Annotated in this window: 13 protein-coding genes; 10 read left to right on the top strand and 3 right to left on the bottom strand. The window is 71.4% G+C overall.

Going from position 1 to position 15,315, the window contains the following annotated elements; all coding sequences use genetic code 11:
* Positions 1-153 precede the first annotated feature (153 nt).
* The 3 genes from ACGFR7_RS28040 to ACGFR7_RS28030 all read left to right on the top strand — a co-directional run bounded on the left by ACGFR7_RS28040 (position 154) and on the right by ACGFR7_RS28030 (position 3,926).
* Positions 154-1,617 carry a GuaB1 family IMP dehydrogenase-related protein gene (locus tag ACGFR7_RS28040; protein WP_393324682.1) on the top strand — a complete coding sequence of 488 codons (1,464 nt, stop codon included), beginning with the start codon at positions 154-156 and terminating at the stop codon, positions 1,615-1,617.
* 379 nt (positions 1,618-1,996) lie between these two features.
* A complete protein-coding gene (locus tag ACGFR7_RS28035; protein ID WP_393324680.1) occupies positions 1,997-3,460 on the top strand; it encodes an amino acid permease in 1,464 nt (487 codons plus the stop codon).
* Between the two features lie 10 nt (positions 3,461-3,470).
* Positions 3,471-3,926 (top strand): Lrp/AsnC family transcriptional regulator, encoded by a 456-nt coding sequence (locus ACGFR7_RS28030; RefSeq protein ID WP_362602384.1) that lies wholly within the window; start codon positions 3,471-3,473, stop codon positions 3,924-3,926.
* A 75-nt stretch (positions 3,927-4,001) separates the two neighbouring features.
* Here ACGFR7_RS28030 and ACGFR7_RS28025 read toward each other — a convergent pair whose 3' ends face one another.
* The gene (locus tag ACGFR7_RS28025; RefSeq protein WP_393324677.1) at positions 4,002-5,486 is read right to left on the bottom strand and encodes an MFS transporter; all 1,485 of its coding nucleotides are present in this window, start codon (positions 5,484-5,486) and stop codon (positions 4,002-4,004) included.
* Between the two features lie 54 nt (positions 5,487-5,540).
* On the opposite strand from ACGFR7_RS28025, the gene ACGFR7_RS28020 reads away from it, so the two are divergent.
* From ACGFR7_RS28020 to ACGFR7_RS28005, 4 genes are all read left to right on the top strand, one after another.
* Complete coding sequence (locus tag ACGFR7_RS28020) at positions 5,541-6,506, top strand: LysR family transcriptional regulator (RefSeq protein WP_393324676.1); 966 nt, start codon at positions 5,541-5,543, stop codon at positions 6,504-6,506.
* A gap of 247 nt (positions 6,507-6,753) precedes the next feature.
* Positions 6,754-7,569 (top strand): carbon-nitrogen hydrolase family protein, encoded by an 816-nt coding sequence (locus tag ACGFR7_RS28015; protein WP_393324674.1) that lies wholly within the window; start codon positions 6,754-6,756, stop codon positions 7,567-7,569.
* A gap of 118 nt (positions 7,570-7,687) precedes the next feature.
* Positions 7,688-9,388 (top strand): flavin monoamine oxidase family protein, encoded by a 1,701-nt coding sequence (locus ACGFR7_RS28010; protein WP_393324672.1) that lies wholly within the window; start codon positions 7,688-7,690, stop codon positions 9,386-9,388.
* Between the two features lie 135 nt (positions 9,389-9,523).
* Positions 9,524-9,850 (top strand): hypothetical protein, encoded by a 327-nt coding sequence (locus ACGFR7_RS28005; protein ID WP_393324670.1) that lies wholly within the window; start codon positions 9,524-9,526, stop codon positions 9,848-9,850.
* A gap of 218 nt (positions 9,851-10,068) precedes the next feature.
* On the opposite strand, the gene ACGFR7_RS28000 is transcribed toward ACGFR7_RS28005, so the two are convergent.
* Positions 10,069-10,827 carry a DUF5995 family protein gene (locus ACGFR7_RS28000; protein ID WP_393324668.1) on the bottom strand — a complete coding sequence of 253 codons (759 nt, stop codon included), beginning with the start codon at positions 10,825-10,827 and terminating at the stop codon, positions 10,069-10,071.
* Positions 10,828-11,059: 232 nt separating this feature from the next.
* Here ACGFR7_RS28000 and ACGFR7_RS27995 point away from each other — a divergent pair, with 232 nt between their 5' ends.
* From ACGFR7_RS27995 to ACGFR7_RS27985, 3 genes are all read left to right on the top strand, one after another.
* Positions 11,060-12,445: a uracil-xanthine permease family protein gene (locus ACGFR7_RS27995; RefSeq protein WP_393324667.1), complete on the top strand. Its 1,386-nt coding sequence runs from the start codon at positions 11,060-11,062 to the stop codon at positions 12,443-12,445.
* 208 nt (positions 12,446-12,653) lie between these two features.
* Positions 12,654-13,277, top strand: coding sequence for a DNA polymerase ligase N-terminal domain-containing protein (locus ACGFR7_RS27990; RefSeq protein ID WP_393324665.1), 624 nt, complete (start codon positions 12,654-12,656; stop codon positions 13,275-13,277).
* A gap of 247 nt (positions 13,278-13,524) precedes the next feature.
* A complete protein-coding gene (locus tag ACGFR7_RS27985) occupies positions 13,525-14,013 on the top strand; it encodes an acyl-CoA thioesterase (RefSeq protein WP_393324834.1) in 489 nt (162 codons plus the stop codon).
* A gap of 65 nt (positions 14,014-14,078) precedes the next feature.
* Here the strand turns inward: ACGFR7_RS27985 and ACGFR7_RS27980 are convergent, their stop codons facing one another.
* Positions 14,079-15,308 carry an MFS transporter gene (locus ACGFR7_RS27980; protein WP_393324663.1) on the bottom strand — a complete coding sequence of 410 codons (1,230 nt, stop codon included), beginning with the start codon at positions 15,306-15,308 and terminating at the stop codon, positions 14,079-14,081.
* Positions 15,309-15,315 lie beyond the last annotated feature (7 nt).

Here is a 15,315-nt window from a genome sequence, read left to right as displayed (position 1 = left end):
CGGCGATGCGGTGCGGGCCGGCGGGCGGCGGAGCACCCCTGTTCCGGCGTGGCTCTCCCCGCCGTCAACGGCGCCTTTGGCGGATCGCACACACGGCCGGGGAAAGGCTCGGATTATCACATGAGCCCTGGTCAGGGCCCGTATCCTGGCCGTATGCGATTCCTGAATCCGAAGAACGGCGCGCTCGAAGAGAGTTCTTCGGTGCCCTACGACCTGACCTACGACGATGTGTTCATGGTGCCCGGCCGCTCCGCCGTCGGCTCCCGTCAGGGAGTGGACCTGTCCTCCCACGACGGGACCGGCACCACCATCCCTCTCGTGGTCGCCAACATGACGGCGATCGCCGGCCGCCGGATGGCCGAGACCGTGGCCCGCCGTGGTGGTCTGGTCGTCATTCCGCAGGACATCCCGCTCGATGTCGTCACCGACGTGGTGACCTGGATCAAGCGCCGCCATCTGGTCCTGGACACCCCGATCGTGCTGTCCCCGGTCGCGACCGTCGCCGACGCCCTGGCGCTGCTGCCCAAGCGGGCGCACGGCGCGGGCATCGTCGTCGAGGGCGGCCGCCCGGTCGGCGTCGTCACCGAGCACGACCTGGCCGGGGTGGACCGCTTCACCCAGGTGGCCGAGGTCATGTCCAAGGACCTGCTCGTCCTGGACGCGGACATCGACCCGCGGGAGGCCTTCAACCGCCTGGACGCCGCCAACCGCAAGCTCGCGCCCGCGGTCGACGCGGACGGCATGCTGATCGGCATCCTCACCCGCAAGGGCGCGCTCCGCGCCACCCTGTACACCCCCGCCACGGACGCCAACGGCAAGCTGCGGATCGCGGCCGCCGTCGGCATCAACGGCGATGTGGCCGGCCGGGCCAAGGCGCTGCTGGAGGCCGGTGTGGACACCCTCGTCGTGGACACCGCGCACGGGCACCAGGAGTCGATGATCACCGCGGTCCGGGCCGTCCGGGGGCTGGACCCGCAGGTCCCGATCGTGGCGGGCAACATCGTCGCCGCCGAGGGCGTCCGCGATCTGATCGAGGCCGGCGCGGACATCATCAAGGTCGGCGTCGGACCCGGCGCGATGTGCACCACCCGGATGATGACCGGTGTCGGCCGGCCGCAGTTCTCCGCGGTCCTGGAGTGCGCCGCCGAGGCGAAGAAGTTCGGCAAGCACGTCTGGGCCGACGGCGGCGTGCGCCACCCCCGCGATGTCGCGATGGCGCTGGCAGCGGGCGCCTCCAACGTCATGATCGGCTCCTGGTTCGCCGGCACCCTCGAATCGCCCGGTGACCTCCAGCACACCGCCGACGGCCGGCCGTACAAGGAGAGCTTCGGGATGGCCTCCGCGCGTGCCGTGCGCAACCGTACGAGCGATGAGTCGGCCTACGACCGGGCCCGCAAGGGACTCTTCGAGGAGGGCATCTCCACCTCGCGGATGTTCGTCGACCAGGCGCGCCCCGGCGTCGAGGACCTGATCGACACGATCATCGCGGGGGTTCGCAGCTCCTGCACCTACGCGGGCGCCGCCTCCCTGGCGGAGTTCGCCGACAAGGCCGTGGTCGGGGTGCAGAGCGCCGCCGGCTACGCCGAGGGCAAGCCGCTGCACGACAGCTGGAACTGACCCGCCACGGGACCTGCCCCGTCCCGGCACCGCCGCTCACCGGCCCCGCACCGACTCGGTGCGGGGCCGGTCGGCTATCCGGAACCCGGGCCCCCGGTTCCGCCTCACCCTCTCGGAGCCCGTACGATCGAAGCCCGGCGCGCAACGAACGGCTGCCCGGCGCACCGGTGCGCAACAATCTGTCGCTGTTGCGCAAGGAACCTGCATTACGGCAGGTCAGCGGCGGGCCGTAAGGTCATGCGCTGTACGTGGAGTGACGGAGTCCGTCTGCTCGGCGGTCTCCTGCTGCGGGTTGCTTCGGCATGCCCGTGTACCGACCGCTGCCGGTCGCCGTCCTCCGTACCGTCATCTGATCGGCAGCGATAAAGGAGCCACCCCAGTGTTGGAGCACGGCGCAGCCCCGCCCGCAGGGCCCCCACCGCAATCCTCCGGTGGCCTCGGCACCCGGCTGATGCGGCGCAAGCCCGTCGAGCGGCTGGTCGCCGAGGGCGGCAAGGGCGAGGGGGGCACGCTCCGCCGCTCGATGGGCATGTGGCAGCTGACGATGATCAGCATCGGCGCCACGCTGGGCACCGGCATCTTCGTGGTCCTCGGCGAGGCCGTCCCGGACGCCGGGCCCGCGGTCATCCTCTCCTTCGTCATCGCCGGTATCACCGCCCTGTTCTCCGCGCTGTCCTACGCGGAGCTGGCCGGCACCATCCCGGTCTCCGGATCGTCGTACTCCTACGCCTATGCCACCCTCGGTGAGCTGGTCGCCTGGGTCTGCGGCTGGTGCCTGATCCTGGAGTACGGCGTCTCGGTCGCGGCCGTCGCCGTGGGCTGGGGCCAGTATCTGAACGAGCTGCTGGACGGCACGCTGGGCTTCACCATCCCGGACGCGCTGTCCCAGCCGCCCGGTGACGGCGGCGTCTTCAACCTGCCGGCCCTGCTGGTCGTGCTGCTGGCGATGGTGTTCCTGCTGGGCGGGGCCAAGGAGAGCGCCCGCGCCAACACGATCATGGTCATCGTCAAGATCATTGCCCTGCTGCTGTTCTGCGGCGTCGCCGTGCAGGGCGTGAAGTCCGGCAACTACGCGAACTTCATGCCGATGGGCATGGCGGGTGTCAGCGCGGCCGGCGCCACCCTGTTCTTCTCGTACATCGGCTTCGATGCCGCCTCCACCGCCGGTGAGGAGGCCAAGAACCCGCAGCGCGACATGCCGCGCGCGATCATGCTCTCGCTGGTGATCGTCACCGCGCTGTACTGCTTGGTCGCGGCCATCGCCGTGGGCGCGATGCCCTGGCAGAAGTTCAAGGGCTCGGAGGCCGCGCTCGCCGGGATCATGAAGGACGTCTCCGGCCAGAGCTTCTGGGCCGTGCTGCTCGCCTTCGGCGCGGTCATCGCCATCGCCAGCGTCGTGCTGACCGTGCTCTACGGCCAGACCCGCATCCTCTTCGCGATGTCCCGGGACGGGCTGGTGCCCAAGGTGTTCGCCAAGGTGCACCCGAAGAGCGGTGCGCCGCGCGCCAACACCGTGATCGTCTCGCTGTTCTGCGGGATCCTCGCCGCCGCGGTGCCGCTGGGCCAGCTGGCCGACGCCACCAGCATCGGCACGCTGTTCGCCTTCGCGCTGGTCAATATCGCGGTGATCGTCCTGCGCCGCACCCGCCCCGATATGCCGCGCAGCTTCCGGACCCCGCTCTCGCCGCTCTTCCCGGCGATCGGCTTTCTGCTGTGCCTCTACATGATGGGCAGCCTCGGCGCCGTGACCTGGGTGGTCTTCGGTGTCTGGATGGTCGTGGGCCTTGTGGTCTACTTCGGTTACGGCTTGCGCCGCTCCCGATTGGCCACCGCAGAGAAGTGATCCACCCGCAGTGCGACTGAACGACCTCGACGAACGCATCGTCCACGCCCTCGCCGCGGACGCCCGCCGCAGCTACGCCGATATCGGCCAGGAGGTCGGGCTGTCCGCGCCGGCCGTCAAACGCCGGGTGGACCGGCTGCGGGCCGACGGCGCGATCACCGGCTTCACCGTACGGGTCGACCCGGCCGCGCTGGGCTGGGAGACCGAGGGGTTCATCGAGATCTACTGCCGCCGCAACACCTCGCCCGAGGCGATCCACCGCGGCCTGTCGCGCTACCCGGAAGTGGCGTCCGCCTCCACCGTCACCGGCGAGGCGGACGCCGTCGTCCAGGTCTTCGCCTCCGACATGCGGCACTTCGAGCGGGTGCTGGAGCGCATCGCGGGCGAACCGTTCGTGGAGCGGACGAAATCCGTCCTGGTGCTCTCGCCGCTGCTGCGGCGCTACAGCTCGGGGGCGCCGGGCTAGGGAGGCGCCGGGCCAGGGGGCGTCTTTTGAGCCGGTGCGGATCGGCCCGCGGCGCCTGGCGCGCACGCTGCCCCATCAGGCCGGGATCCGGCCCCGTTCGGCCCGCGCCCCGGTGCCCAGGCCGCGCACCACGGCGATGCCCACCACCAGCACCACGCCCGCCGCGAGCCGGTAACCCAGCGCCGTGGCCGCCGTGAAAGCGGTGGCCACGGCGGCGCCGTCCCCGGTACCCGAGGCGAAGCGCACGGACAGTACGGTGCCCACCACCGCGATCCCCAGCGCCGCCCCCAACTCCCGTGCGGCGCCCTGGAGTCCGGACCCCATGCCGGAGCGCCCGGCAGGGACGGACGCCACGATCGCATGCGACAGCGTCGGCATCGCCAGCCCTGCTCCGGCCGACATCACCAGGAGAAATACCAGGTAGAGGACGTACGGAGTGTGGGCGTCCGCGGTGGAGAGCAGCAGCAGACCGGCCGCGATCAGTGCCAGCCCCGCGCCCGCCGTCCTGGCCTCACCGGCCCGCTGCGCCCCGCGCATCCCGTACTTCGTCACCGCCATCATCCCGACGGCCAGCGGCACGATCGCGCAGCCCGTCTGCAGCGGTGAGTACCCCTTCACGTACTGCAGGAACTGCGCGTTGACGTAGAAGAGCGCGAACATCCCGAAGAAGGTGACGGCGATGCCGACGCTGCCGGCGCGCAGCCGCGGCAGCCGGAACAGCCGGGGGTCCAGCACCGGGTGCGCCGCCCGCAGCGCGTGCCGGACGAACATCGCGAACACCAGCACCGCGAGGGCGAAGGCACCGGTCACCGGGACGGATACCCAGCCCAGGCCCGGGCCTTCGATGATGCCGAAGAGCAGCGCCGTCGCCCCGAGGACCAGCAGTGCCGAGCCCGGCAGATCGAGCGCCGCGGTCTGCCGGGGAACCCGGGGTGCGGCGGTCGCGACCCAGAGCAGCAGGGCCAGGGCGAGGGGCACATACCCCCAGAACAGCCCCTGCCAGGGCAGGTATTGCAGGATCAGCGCGCCGCCCGCGTTGCCCGCCATCCCGCCGACGCCGATCGCCGTGCTCCAGGCGGCCACCGCCCCGGCCTTGCGGTCGGGCGGGGCGGAGTGCAGCAGTACGGACATGGTCGCCGGCACCAGGAGCGCGGCCCCCGCGCCCGAGAGGGCCCGGCCGGTCAGCAGCACCGGCAGCCCGGCCGCCGACGCGCTCAGCAGCGCACCCGCGGCGAACACGCCGAGCCCGGTGAGCAGCACGCCCTTGCGGCCGGCCCGGTCGCCGAGTGCACCGGCCGGGATCAGCAGCCCCGCGAAGACCAGGACGTAGGTGTCGACGATCCACAGGAGCTGGGCGGGGGAGGGGTGCAGCCCGCTTGCGGCGATCTTGGGTATCGCGAGGTTCATCGCGGCCACCAGCGACTGCGCGACCAGCACACAGGCGCACATCGCGGCCGTCACCGAGCGCCGCCGGGCAGGGGTGTCGGCGGAGGCGGAGGCGGAGGCGGAGTGGGGAGGAGAGTCGGGAGAGGAGCCGGGAGGGGACACGGTCGAGGTCATGGCAGGCACGCTAGAGTCCTGGTGAGTTGACCTCAAATGCAAGGTATGCACTGCATGATTGCACGAGACGCAAACATCGACCTCAACCTGCTGACGGCACTGGATGCCCTGCTCGAAGAGCAGAGCGTGACCGCGGCCGCCGACCGGCTCGGACTCTCCGGACCGGCCATGAGCCGCGCGCTCGGCCGTATCCGCCGCACCATCGGCGACCCCGTCCTGGTACGGGCAGGCCGCCACATGGTGCCCACCCCGCGCGCCCTGGAGATCAGGGCCGAGGTGCGCCGGCTGGTGGAGGCGGCACACGGTGTACTGGCTCCCTCCGCGCCGGCCGACCCGGCCCAACTGGCCCGGGTGTTCACCCTCTACGCCAATGACCTCTTCGTCACCGCCCTCGGCCCGCGGCTGGTCGCCCGCGTCGCGGAGGAGGCTCCGCAGGTCGTGCTGCGCTTCCTCGGCGAGAGCCATGTCGATGTACCGCTGCTGCGGGACGGCGTGGCGGACCTGGAGCTCGGCGTCATCGACAGCCCCGAGCCGGAGATCCGCAGGGAGGAGCTGTTCGTCGACCACAACGTCGCGGTGGTGCGTGAGGGGCACCCGCTGACGACGGGGAAGCTCACCGCCCGGCGGTTCGCCGACGCCCCGCATCTCAACTTCTCCCGGCGCGGCCGGCTGACCGGCCCCGTCGACGCGGCGCTCGCCGAACGCGGGCTGCGGCGCAGGGTGATCGCCACCGTCCCGACCGTCGCCGCGTCGCTGATGATGGTCCGGGACACCGACGCGGTCGGCCTGGCCAATGCCCGGGCCGCGGCCTCGATGGTCCGGGGGCTGGGGCTGCGCACCCTGCCGATCCCGTTCGCGCTGCCGCCGATGACCATGGAGATGGCGTGGCATCCGCGTCACGAGGCGGACGCGGGGCACCGCTGGCTGCGCGCGACGGTGCGGACGATGGTGCGGGACATCCTGGGGGACCTGGACCTGGACCTGGACCTGGGCCTGGACCTGCCGCCCGGCGAGAGCTGAACGCCGTGGCTGCCGTGGCCGCCGTGGCCGCCGTGGCCGCCGCCGTGCCGCCGGTCGCCGGGCCCCGGGGGGCCGGGTGCGCACGGACCCGCTGATCTCGCGGCGCGGGCGCGCAACGAATCACCGCACATTCCCTTGAATGCGCAATGAATCGTCCCTCGGCGCGCAACGGTGGCTCCTTGTCCGAAATCGTCGGCGGCCCGTACCGTCAATGCGTCCACCCGTACCGTCCTCGCCGAGGGGTCCCATGACGTCGCTGCACACCGCCCTGCTCCAGAGTTCGGGCCGGCCCGGCGATGTCGCGCACAATCTGCGGGTCCTCGACGACGCGGCCCGCGCCGCGGCGGCGACCGGCGCCGGGCTGCTCGCCTGCCCCGAGCTGTTCCTCACCGGCTATGCCATCGGCGCCGACGTCCACCGCCTCGCCGAGACCGCCGACGGCGACAGCGCCCGGGCCATCGGGAAGATCGCCGCCGAGCACGGCATCGCGGTGCTCTACGGCTACCCCGAGCGCGCCGCGCAGGACGAGACCGACGGCGCCGCGGTGTACAACTCGGCGCAGCTCATCGGGCCGGACGGCATGCGCCTCGCGAACTACCGCAAGACGCATCTCTTCGGCTGCTTCGAGCACGAATGGTTCACCCCGGGGGAGCGGGCCGTCGTCCAGGCCGAGCTGTCCGGCCTCCGGATCGGCCTGCTGATCTGCTACGACGTGGAGTTCCCCGAGAACGTCCGGGCCCACGCGCTGGCCGGCACCGATCTGCTGCTGGTGCCCACCGCGCAGATGCACCCCTTCCAGTTCGTCGCCGAGTCCGTCGTCCCGGTCCGCGCCTTCGAGAACCAGATGTACGTCGCGTACGTCAACCGGGTCGGCGCGGAAGGCGAGTTCGAGTTCGTCGGCCTCAGCTGCCTGGCCGGCCCGGACGGTGTCGTCCGTACCCGCGCCGGCCGCACCGAGCAGCTGGTACGGGCCGAGGTCGACCCCGCCTTCCTGAAGGAATCCCGGGCGGACAACCCCTATCTGCACGACCGCCGGCCGGAGCTGTACGGCCCGCTGACCTGAACCGACCTCGCCCGCCCCCCTGATCCGAACCCGCTCGCCCCCTGATCCGCCGCAGGCCGGACCACCCGGCCCGCGCTGCCCTGCCTGCTGTGCCCTGTCTGCAAGGAGTCCGCCCCCGATGACGTCCACGGTGCCCACCGCCGCCCACCACGCGGATGCCCAGCCGCCGATCACCATGTTCGGCCCGGACTTCCCGTACGCCTACGACGACTTCCTCGCCCACCCGGCGGGCCTCGGACAGATCCCCGCGACCGAGCACGGCAAGGAGGTCGCGGTCATCGGCGGCGGCCTCTCCGGCATCGTCACCGCCTACGAGCTGATGAAGATGGGCCTCAAGCCCGTCCTCTACGAGGCGGACCGGATAGGCGGCCGGCTGCGCACCATCGGCTTCGAGGGCACCCCGTCCGACGCCGCGGGCCTGACCGCCGAGATGGGCGCGATGCGCTTTCCGCCGTCCTCGACGGCGCTCCAGCACTACATCGACCTGGTGGACCTGAAGACCACGCCGTTCCCCAACCCGCTGGCGGCGGACACCCCGTCGACCGTTGTCGACCTCAAGGGCGAGTCGCACTACGCCCGTACCGTCGAGGACCTCCCCGAGGTCTACCACCAGGTGATGGACGCCTGGAACGCCTGCCTGGAAGAGGGCGCGGACTTCTCCGACATGAACCAGGCGATCCGCGAGCGCGACGTCCCGCGCATCCGCGAGATCTGGTCCCGGCTCGTCGAAAAGCTCGACAACCAGACCTTCTACGGCTACCTCTGCGACTCGACGGCCTTCAAGTCCTTCCGCCACCGGGAGATCTTCGGCCAGGTCGGCTTCGGCACCGGCGGCTGGGACACCGACTTCCCCAACTCCATCCTGGAGATCCTGCGGGTCGTCTACACCGAGGCCGACGACCACCACCGCGGCATCGTCGGCGGCAGCCAGCAGCTGCCGCTGCGCCTGTGGGAGCGCGAGCCGCAGAAGATCGTGCACTGGGCGCCGGGCACCTCGCTGTCGTCGCTGCACGACGGGACGCCGCGGCCCGCGGTCACCCGCCTGAACCGCACCGCAGGCAACCGCATCACGGTGACCGACGCCGACGGCGACATCCGCACCTACGAGGCCGCCGTCTTCACCGCGCAGTCCTGGATGCTGCTGAGCAAGATCGACTGTGACGACGCGCTGTTCCCCATCGACCACTGGACGGCGATGGAGCGCACCCACTACATGGAGTCCAGCAAGCTCTTCGTGCCCGTCGACCGGCCGTTCTGGCTCGACAAGGACGAGGACACCGGCCGGGACGTCATGTCGATGACGCTGACGGACCGGATGACCCGCGGCACCTACCTGCTCGACAACGGCCCCGACGAGCCCGCCGTCATCTGCCTCTCCTACACCTGGTGCGACGACAGCCTCAAGTGGCTGCCGCTGGACGCGAACGAGCGGATGGAGGTCATGCTGAAGTCGCTGTCGGAGATCTATCCGAAGGTCGACATCCGCAAGCACATCATCGGCAACCCGGTCACCGTGTCCTGGGAGAACGAGCCCTACTTCATGGGCGCCTTCAAGGCGAACCTGCCCGGCCACTACCGCTACCAGCGCCGCCTGTTCACCCACTTCATGCAGGACCGGCTCCCCGAGGACAAGCGGGGTCTGTTCCTCGCGGGCGATGACATCTCCTGGACCGCGGGCTGGGCCGAGGGCGCCGTGCAGACCGCGCTGAACGCGGTGTGGGGCGTGATGCACCACTTCGGCGGTGCGACCGATGCCACGAACCCGGGCCCGGGCGACGTCTACGACGAGATCGCACCGGTCGAACTGCCCGAGGACTAGGCACCGGGGGGGCGGGACCCGGCGCGCTCGGGCCCCGCCCCCGGGCCTCTCCTCCTCAGGGAAGTTTCGCGCGGATCACTGGCTCATTCCATCAATTCGGTTTGCCTGAGCACCGCGATCGGCCAAGCTGGGGCCATGCCTCGCAGAATCATGTTCGTGCAGCTCAAAACGGGCCACGACATCGACCGCGGACCCTCGTGGATCGGGTGGGTGGACTTCTCCAAGACCTGGAAAACGGCCTACTTCCAAGGACGGACCCTGCGGCGTGCCACGGGTCTCGGCTTGTGCGACGCAAACTTCTACGACGTCGGATCCGGAGAGGATTTCTGGATCTCCGGACCCAAACGCGACCGGAGCGACACACGGTACGGACCCGAAGGACCGACCGTGGAGGAGGCCGCCGCCGACGCCTACCGGGCATTTCTCCAGGGGGCGGCGCTTCCCGGCCGGGCGGACGGCTGAGGACGGCCAAGGGCTGCCCCTGGCACCCCTGGACGCCGGCCGCGCGGTCGGCGCGGCGTGCGGGCTGTTGGCGGGCAGCAGGATAGGGATCGGCTGCTTCAGCCTGGGGCCCGCACCCCTTCGCAGCAGCCTTCGTGCCAGCCGCCCCGATCAACGTATCGCGGGCGTAGGGGAGTTCCGGGGCACGCCGCGACACGGTGGCCGGGGTGCCGGGCGGATCAGCCAGGGAGTGGAGTCAGCAGCATCCGCCCGACCAGGCCCACCCCGGCGTCGAGCCGCTCGGTGAGTTCTTCGGCCACCTCCGGCAGCCGGCGCACGCTCCACAGCGCCCTCGCCGCCACCCAGGCGCCGTCCCTGGCCTTGTCCAGGCTCCACGAGCCGATCAGATGCGTCAGCGGATCGGCCACGTCCAGCACATCGGGGCCGGGCATCAGCCGCTCGCGGATCCGCTCCTCCAGGCCCGTCAGTACCCCGCCGACCCGGTCGAAGTCGCTTTCCAGCGCGGCCGGTTCGCACGCCAGAGCCCGGCAGGTGTCCAGCACCGCCAGCGCCAGATCGTGGCCGATGTGGGCATTGATCCCGGCCATCGCGAACTGCAGCGGATGCACTCCCGGGTGGCGGCGGAGCTGGAAGAGCGGACGCCAGCAGGCCGGTGGCCGCAGCCCGGCGGCTGTCGCGTCCACCGCGTCGAAGTACCGCCGCGCGAAGCGCACGTCCAGTTCGCCCGCGGCCGCCGGGTCCTGGAACGCGCCGTCCCCGATCTGCCGCGCCACGGCCTCGGTGACCGCCAGGTAGACCCCGTTGAAGACGGCCACCCCGTCCTCGGCGGGCAGCGCCTCGGCCAGCGCCCGCATCCGCGCCAGTACGTCCGCCACCTCCGTCGCGGCCGTGGGCTCCGGTCCGGCGGGTGGCCGGGCGGCGGCCCCCGCGACCGGGGCCGGCCTGCCACGGATGTCATGGCGCTGAGTCGTCGTCATCCACTCAGCGTGACACTCCGATTACGGATAGGGAGGTCGGCTCCCGCTCGTTGACCGGAACGAGGTACCGAACGGCGCGCCTCGTTGTGGCGCGGGAGCGGACGCGGGTCGCCGCCGCCGGGCCGAGGGCTCCCCGGATACCCAGCGGCTTCAGTTTGTCCGGACGCAGTCGTTCGACTATGAATCACCTCGGCTCTGTGACGTGCAGGGCGTCGCGGAGTGGAGAGTGAACATGGCCGGCCTCGGGTGGACAGTGCATGGAGACGGGCGGCATCTCAAGCCCGGCGAGGTGGTCAGGCCCGGGGAGCGCCTGACGTGGGGGCGGACGATCGCGCTCGGCGCCCAGCATGTCGTATCGATGATCGGGGCATGTTTTGTCGCCCCCGTGCTCATGGGCCTGGACCCCAGTCTCGCCCTGATGGCGTCGGGTGTGGCCACCGCACTGTTCCTGGTGATGACCCGCGGACGCATCCCCAGCTACCTGGGCTCCTCGCTTTCCTTCGTGGGCGTGTCCGCCGTGATCGCGGGCCAGGGGGGCGACGCCGGCACGCTGACGGGGGCGATGCTCGTGGTCGGTGCGGCTCTGGCCGGCTGTGGCGTCGTCATCCATGCCGTCGGGGCGCGGGTGATCCACGCCGTGCTCCCACCGGTGGTGACCGGCGCGGTCGTGATGCTGATCGGCTTCAACCTCGCCCCCGTCACGGCGTCCACGTACTGGCCCCAGGACCAGTGGACGGCCCTGGCGACGATGCTGTTCACCGGACTCGCCCTCGTCGTGCTGCGCGGCTTCTGGTCGCGGATCGCCATCTTCCTGGGCCTGGTCTTCGGCTATGCGCTGTCCTGGATTCTCGACCGCACCGCGGGAAAGATTCACTCGGTCAATGGTGCGGGCAAGCTCACGGATCACTGGCGCATCGACTTCTCCGGCGTCGCCAAGGCTGACTGGATCGGCCTTCCCGCATTCCACGCGCCGAATTTCTCCGCCTCCGCGATCCTCGTCGCGCTGCCGGTCCTCATCGCGCTGATTGCCGAGAATGCCGGACACATCAAGGCGGTCGGTGCCATGACCGGTGATCCACTGGAGGACAAGATGGGGGTGGCCATCATCGCCGACGGCACGGCAACGGTCCTGTCGACCGCGGTGGGTGGCCCCGCCACCACGACCTACGCCGAGAACATCGGCGTGATGGCGGCCACCAGGGTCTACTCCACCGCGGCTTACTGGGCGGCGGCCGGCTTCGCCTTGCTCTTCGGCCTGTGCCCGAAGTTCGGCGCGGTGGTGGCGGCGATTCCCGGCGGGGTGCTGGGCGGTATCACCGTCATCCTTTACGGCATGATCGGCCTGCTGGGAGCCCAGATCTGGGTGCGGAACAAGGTGGATTTCTCGGTCCCGCTGAACCTCATTCCGGCCGCGGCCGGAATCATCATTGCCATCGGAGGTGTCTCGTTGAAGTTCACCGAGCACTTCGAACTGAGCGGCATCGCCCTGGGGACGCTCACCGTGCTCACTGGCTACCATTCCCTGCGCTGGCTCTCCAGGGCGGCAGGCCGGCCGCGCACGCCCCTCCTCGACGCCGGGACCAGCGAGTACACCGAGCCCGGGGACGGGGAGGGCTGACGCGGCGCGGGCACCGCCGCCCCCGGTCCGCCGCGCCGCCTGATTGTGGGACGCGTCTGCGGCACTTGAGCGCCTTCCGCTCCCGGCCCCGCCCCCGCCCCGCCAACCGGGTCCCGGCCGCGGCGCGACCCCCGTGGGTACACATGCGCCGCCGTCCGCCGCGCGCCACAGTGAAAGGTGCGGCCTCCGGAGAAAGGCGAGCTGACCCGTGAACAGCAGGAACAAGCTGACTACGTACCGTGGCAAGCGGCACTTCGACCGGACCGGCGAGCCGCAGGGCGGGCGGGCCCCCTCCGGTGACGCGCCCTGCTTCGTGGTGCAGATCCATGACGCCCGCACCCTGCACTTCGACTTCCGGCTGGAGGTCGATGGCGTACTGAAGTCGTGGTCCGTACCGAAGGGTCCGTCCGCCGACCCGCAGGACAAGCGGCTGGCCATGCCCACCGAGGACCACCCGCTGGAGTACCGGGATTTTGAAGGAGTCATCGCGGAAGGGGAGTACGGCGCAGGCACCGTGATCGTCTGGGACGAGGGCAGCTACCGGCCTCTCCCGGGGAAGAAGGGCCGCCGCGGCCGCACCTTCGGCGAGGCGCTCGAGCAGGGCCATGCCTCGTTCTGGCTCGACGGCAGCAAGCTGCACGGCGGCTATGCACTCACCCGGTTCCGCGGCGGCGGTCCCGGGGAGCGGGAGGCCTGGCTGCTGGTCAAGGAGAGCGACGAGCGGGCCGGACGTCGTGGCACCCCCGATGCGCGCCGGGCCCGGTCCGTGCGCAGCGGCCGGACCCTCAAGCGCGTCACCCAGGAGGAGGCCGGGGAGCAGGGGAGCCCGTGAGGAGCGACGACACGTGGCCCGAGGGCGTGATCGCACGTCCGGCCCGGGGCTGACCGGGGCCGCGCCATGTCCGACACCGCACTCATCGTGATCGACATGCCGGCGGACGGAGCATTCTAAGCGGCCGCTTACGATGGTCTCGGTTCGTCATATGAATGCCACCCGTACCGTCGGCGCCATCCGCATCAGCGGCAGCATCCGCATCAACAGCGCCGGACGGTACATCCAGACCCCAGGAGCACCACCCGTGAGCGTCGAAGCCCTGCAGACCACCACCGTCCCGTACGGCGAACTGGTCCCCGTCACCGTCCACTTCGACGACCTCGACGCGCTCGGCATGCTCCACAACTCCCGCTACCCGCTGCTGGCCGAGCGCGCCTGGGCGGAGTACTGGCACGGCCATGGCTTCGGCTTCGACGGCGACTGGGCCGCCGCGGGCGATATGTGCAACGTCATCAAGGAGATGCGCGTCTCCTATGAGCGTCCCGTCACCCGCCCCGGCCGCTATGCGGCACACCTCTGGGTCGCCCGCCTCGGTCGCACCGGCCTCACCTACGGCTTCCGGATCTGCTCGGCCGACGGCAGCGAGACCTACGCCCACGGCCACCGGGTGCTGGTCCGCGTCGATGCGCAGACGCTGCGCCCCACTCCCTGGTCCGACCGGGCCCGGAGCGTCGCGACGCAGCTGCTCCGGCCGGAGGAGGCGGCCGCGGGCGCCGAGGCGGACGCGGCCTGACCCGTCGGCGACCTTGAGCTGCCGGGATCACGTCCGCGGCCGTATGCGATCCGGAGCGGCCGGGCTCATGACCGTTCCAGGTCGCCGGTCATCGCGGGGGCGCTGCCGGATGTCGTACGGCTCGGTACCCGCAGAACCCGCGCGCCCAGCACCAGCCCGCACGCCAGTGCCGTCACCAGCATGAACGACGCCGTCAGCGAGGTCGCCTGGGCGATACCGCCGATCGCGGACGGGGCGATCAGCCCGGAGGCGTAGGTGATCGTGGCGACACCCGCGATCGCCTGGCTGGGCGCGGGACCGCTGCGCCCGGCGGCCGCGAAGGCCAGCGGGACCACGACCGCGATCCCGAGGCCCATCAGGCCGAACCCGCCCATGGCCATGGCCGGATGCCGGGCCGCGATGATCAGCAGGCCGCCCGCGGCGGCCAGCACCCCGCCGGCCCGCACCGTGTGCACCGCGCCGAAGCGGGCCACCACCTTGTCCCCGGCCAGCCGGGCGGCGGCCATGGTGCAGGCGAAGGCGGTGGTCGAAGCGGCCGCCAGGCCCGCATCGGTGCCCAGTGCGTCGCGGAGGTAGACCGCCGACCAGTCCAGGCCGGCGCCCTCCGCGAAGACCGCGCAGAACCCTATGGCGCCGATGAGCAGCGCCGACCTCGGCGGCAGCGCGAAGCGCGGCGGCGGATGCTCCTCGGGGGCGCTGCGCAGATCCAGTACGCCCTGGCAGGCGAGCGCACCGAGGACGCTCAGGACGAGCGCCGCACCGGTCAGATGGATCCGGGCATCCCACCCGGCGTGTGCGGCCACCGTGCCGGCCGCCGAGCCCAGCAGGGCGCCCGCACTCCACATACCGTGCAGTCCCGACATGATCGGTTTGCCGAGCCGGTCCTCGGTCTCCACCCCCAGCGCATTCATCGCGACGTCCGACGTCCCGGCGGCCGCGCCGTACAGCAGCAGCGCCGCGCAGAGGGTGTACAGGCCGGGGGAGAGGGCGGGCAGGAGCAGCGACAGGGTCCACAGGGCGAGCAGGCCGCGCAGCGCGGTGCGGGCGCCGAAGCGGTGGCTGATCCGGCCGGCCAGCGGCATCGCCAGGGACGCGCCGATCGCGGGGAAGGCGAGGGCCAGGCCGAGCTGGCCCGGCGACATGCCGGTGTGGTCCTGGATCCAGGGGATACGGGTCGCGAAGTTGCCGGTGACCGAGCCGTGAATGAGGAACACCAGGGCCACGGAGCGGCGGGCGCGACGCAGCTCCTCGCGGGGGAGCGGGGTGACGTTGTGGGGGACACCGTTGCCAGCCATGCGCGTA

This window comes from Streptomyces sp. NPDC048516, from assembly GCF_043199875.1.
Lineage (GTDB): Bacteria > Actinomycetota > Actinomycetes > Streptomycetales > Streptomycetaceae > Streptomyces.
The sequence above is the reverse complement of the archived record's forward strand: the minus strand, read 5'-3'. Positions and strand labels throughout refer to the sequence as shown.

Excerpts from the sequence above, each read along its gene's own strand:
- ACGFR7_RS28015 (WP_393324674.1), top strand. The coding sequence starts at position 6,754 with ATGACGTCGCTGCACACCGCCCTGCTCCAGAGTTCGGGCCGGCCCGGC.
- ACGFR7_RS28020 (WP_393324676.1), top strand. The coding sequence starts at position 5,541 with ATGATTGCACGAGACGCAAACATCGACCTCAACCTGCTGACGGCACTG.
- ACGFR7_RS27995 (WP_393324667.1), top strand. The coding sequence starts at position 11,060 with ATGGCCGGCCTCGGGTGGACAGTGCATGGAGACGGGCGGCATCTCAAG.
- ACGFR7_RS27980 (WP_393324663.1), bottom strand. The coding sequence starts at position 15,308 with ATGGCTGGCAACGGTGTCCCCCACAACGTCACCCCGCTCCCCCGCGAG.
- ACGFR7_RS28005 (WP_393324670.1), top strand. The coding sequence starts at position 9,524 with ATGCCTCGCAGAATCATGTTCGTGCAGCTCAAAACGGGCCACGACATC.
- ACGFR7_RS28010 (WP_393324672.1), top strand. The coding sequence starts at position 7,688 with ATGACGTCCACGGTGCCCACCGCCGCCCACCACGCGGATGCCCAGCCG.
- ACGFR7_RS28000 (WP_393324668.1), bottom strand. The coding sequence starts at position 10,827 with ATGACGACGACTCAGCGCCATGACATCCGTGGCAGGCCGGCCCCGGTC.
- ACGFR7_RS28040 (WP_393324682.1), top strand. The coding sequence starts at position 154 with ATGCGATTCCTGAATCCGAAGAACGGCGCGCTCGAAGAGAGTTCTTCG.
- ACGFR7_RS28025 (WP_393324677.1), bottom strand. The coding sequence starts at position 5,486 with ATGACCTCGACCGTGTCCCCTCCCGGCTCCTCTCCCGACTCTCCTCCC.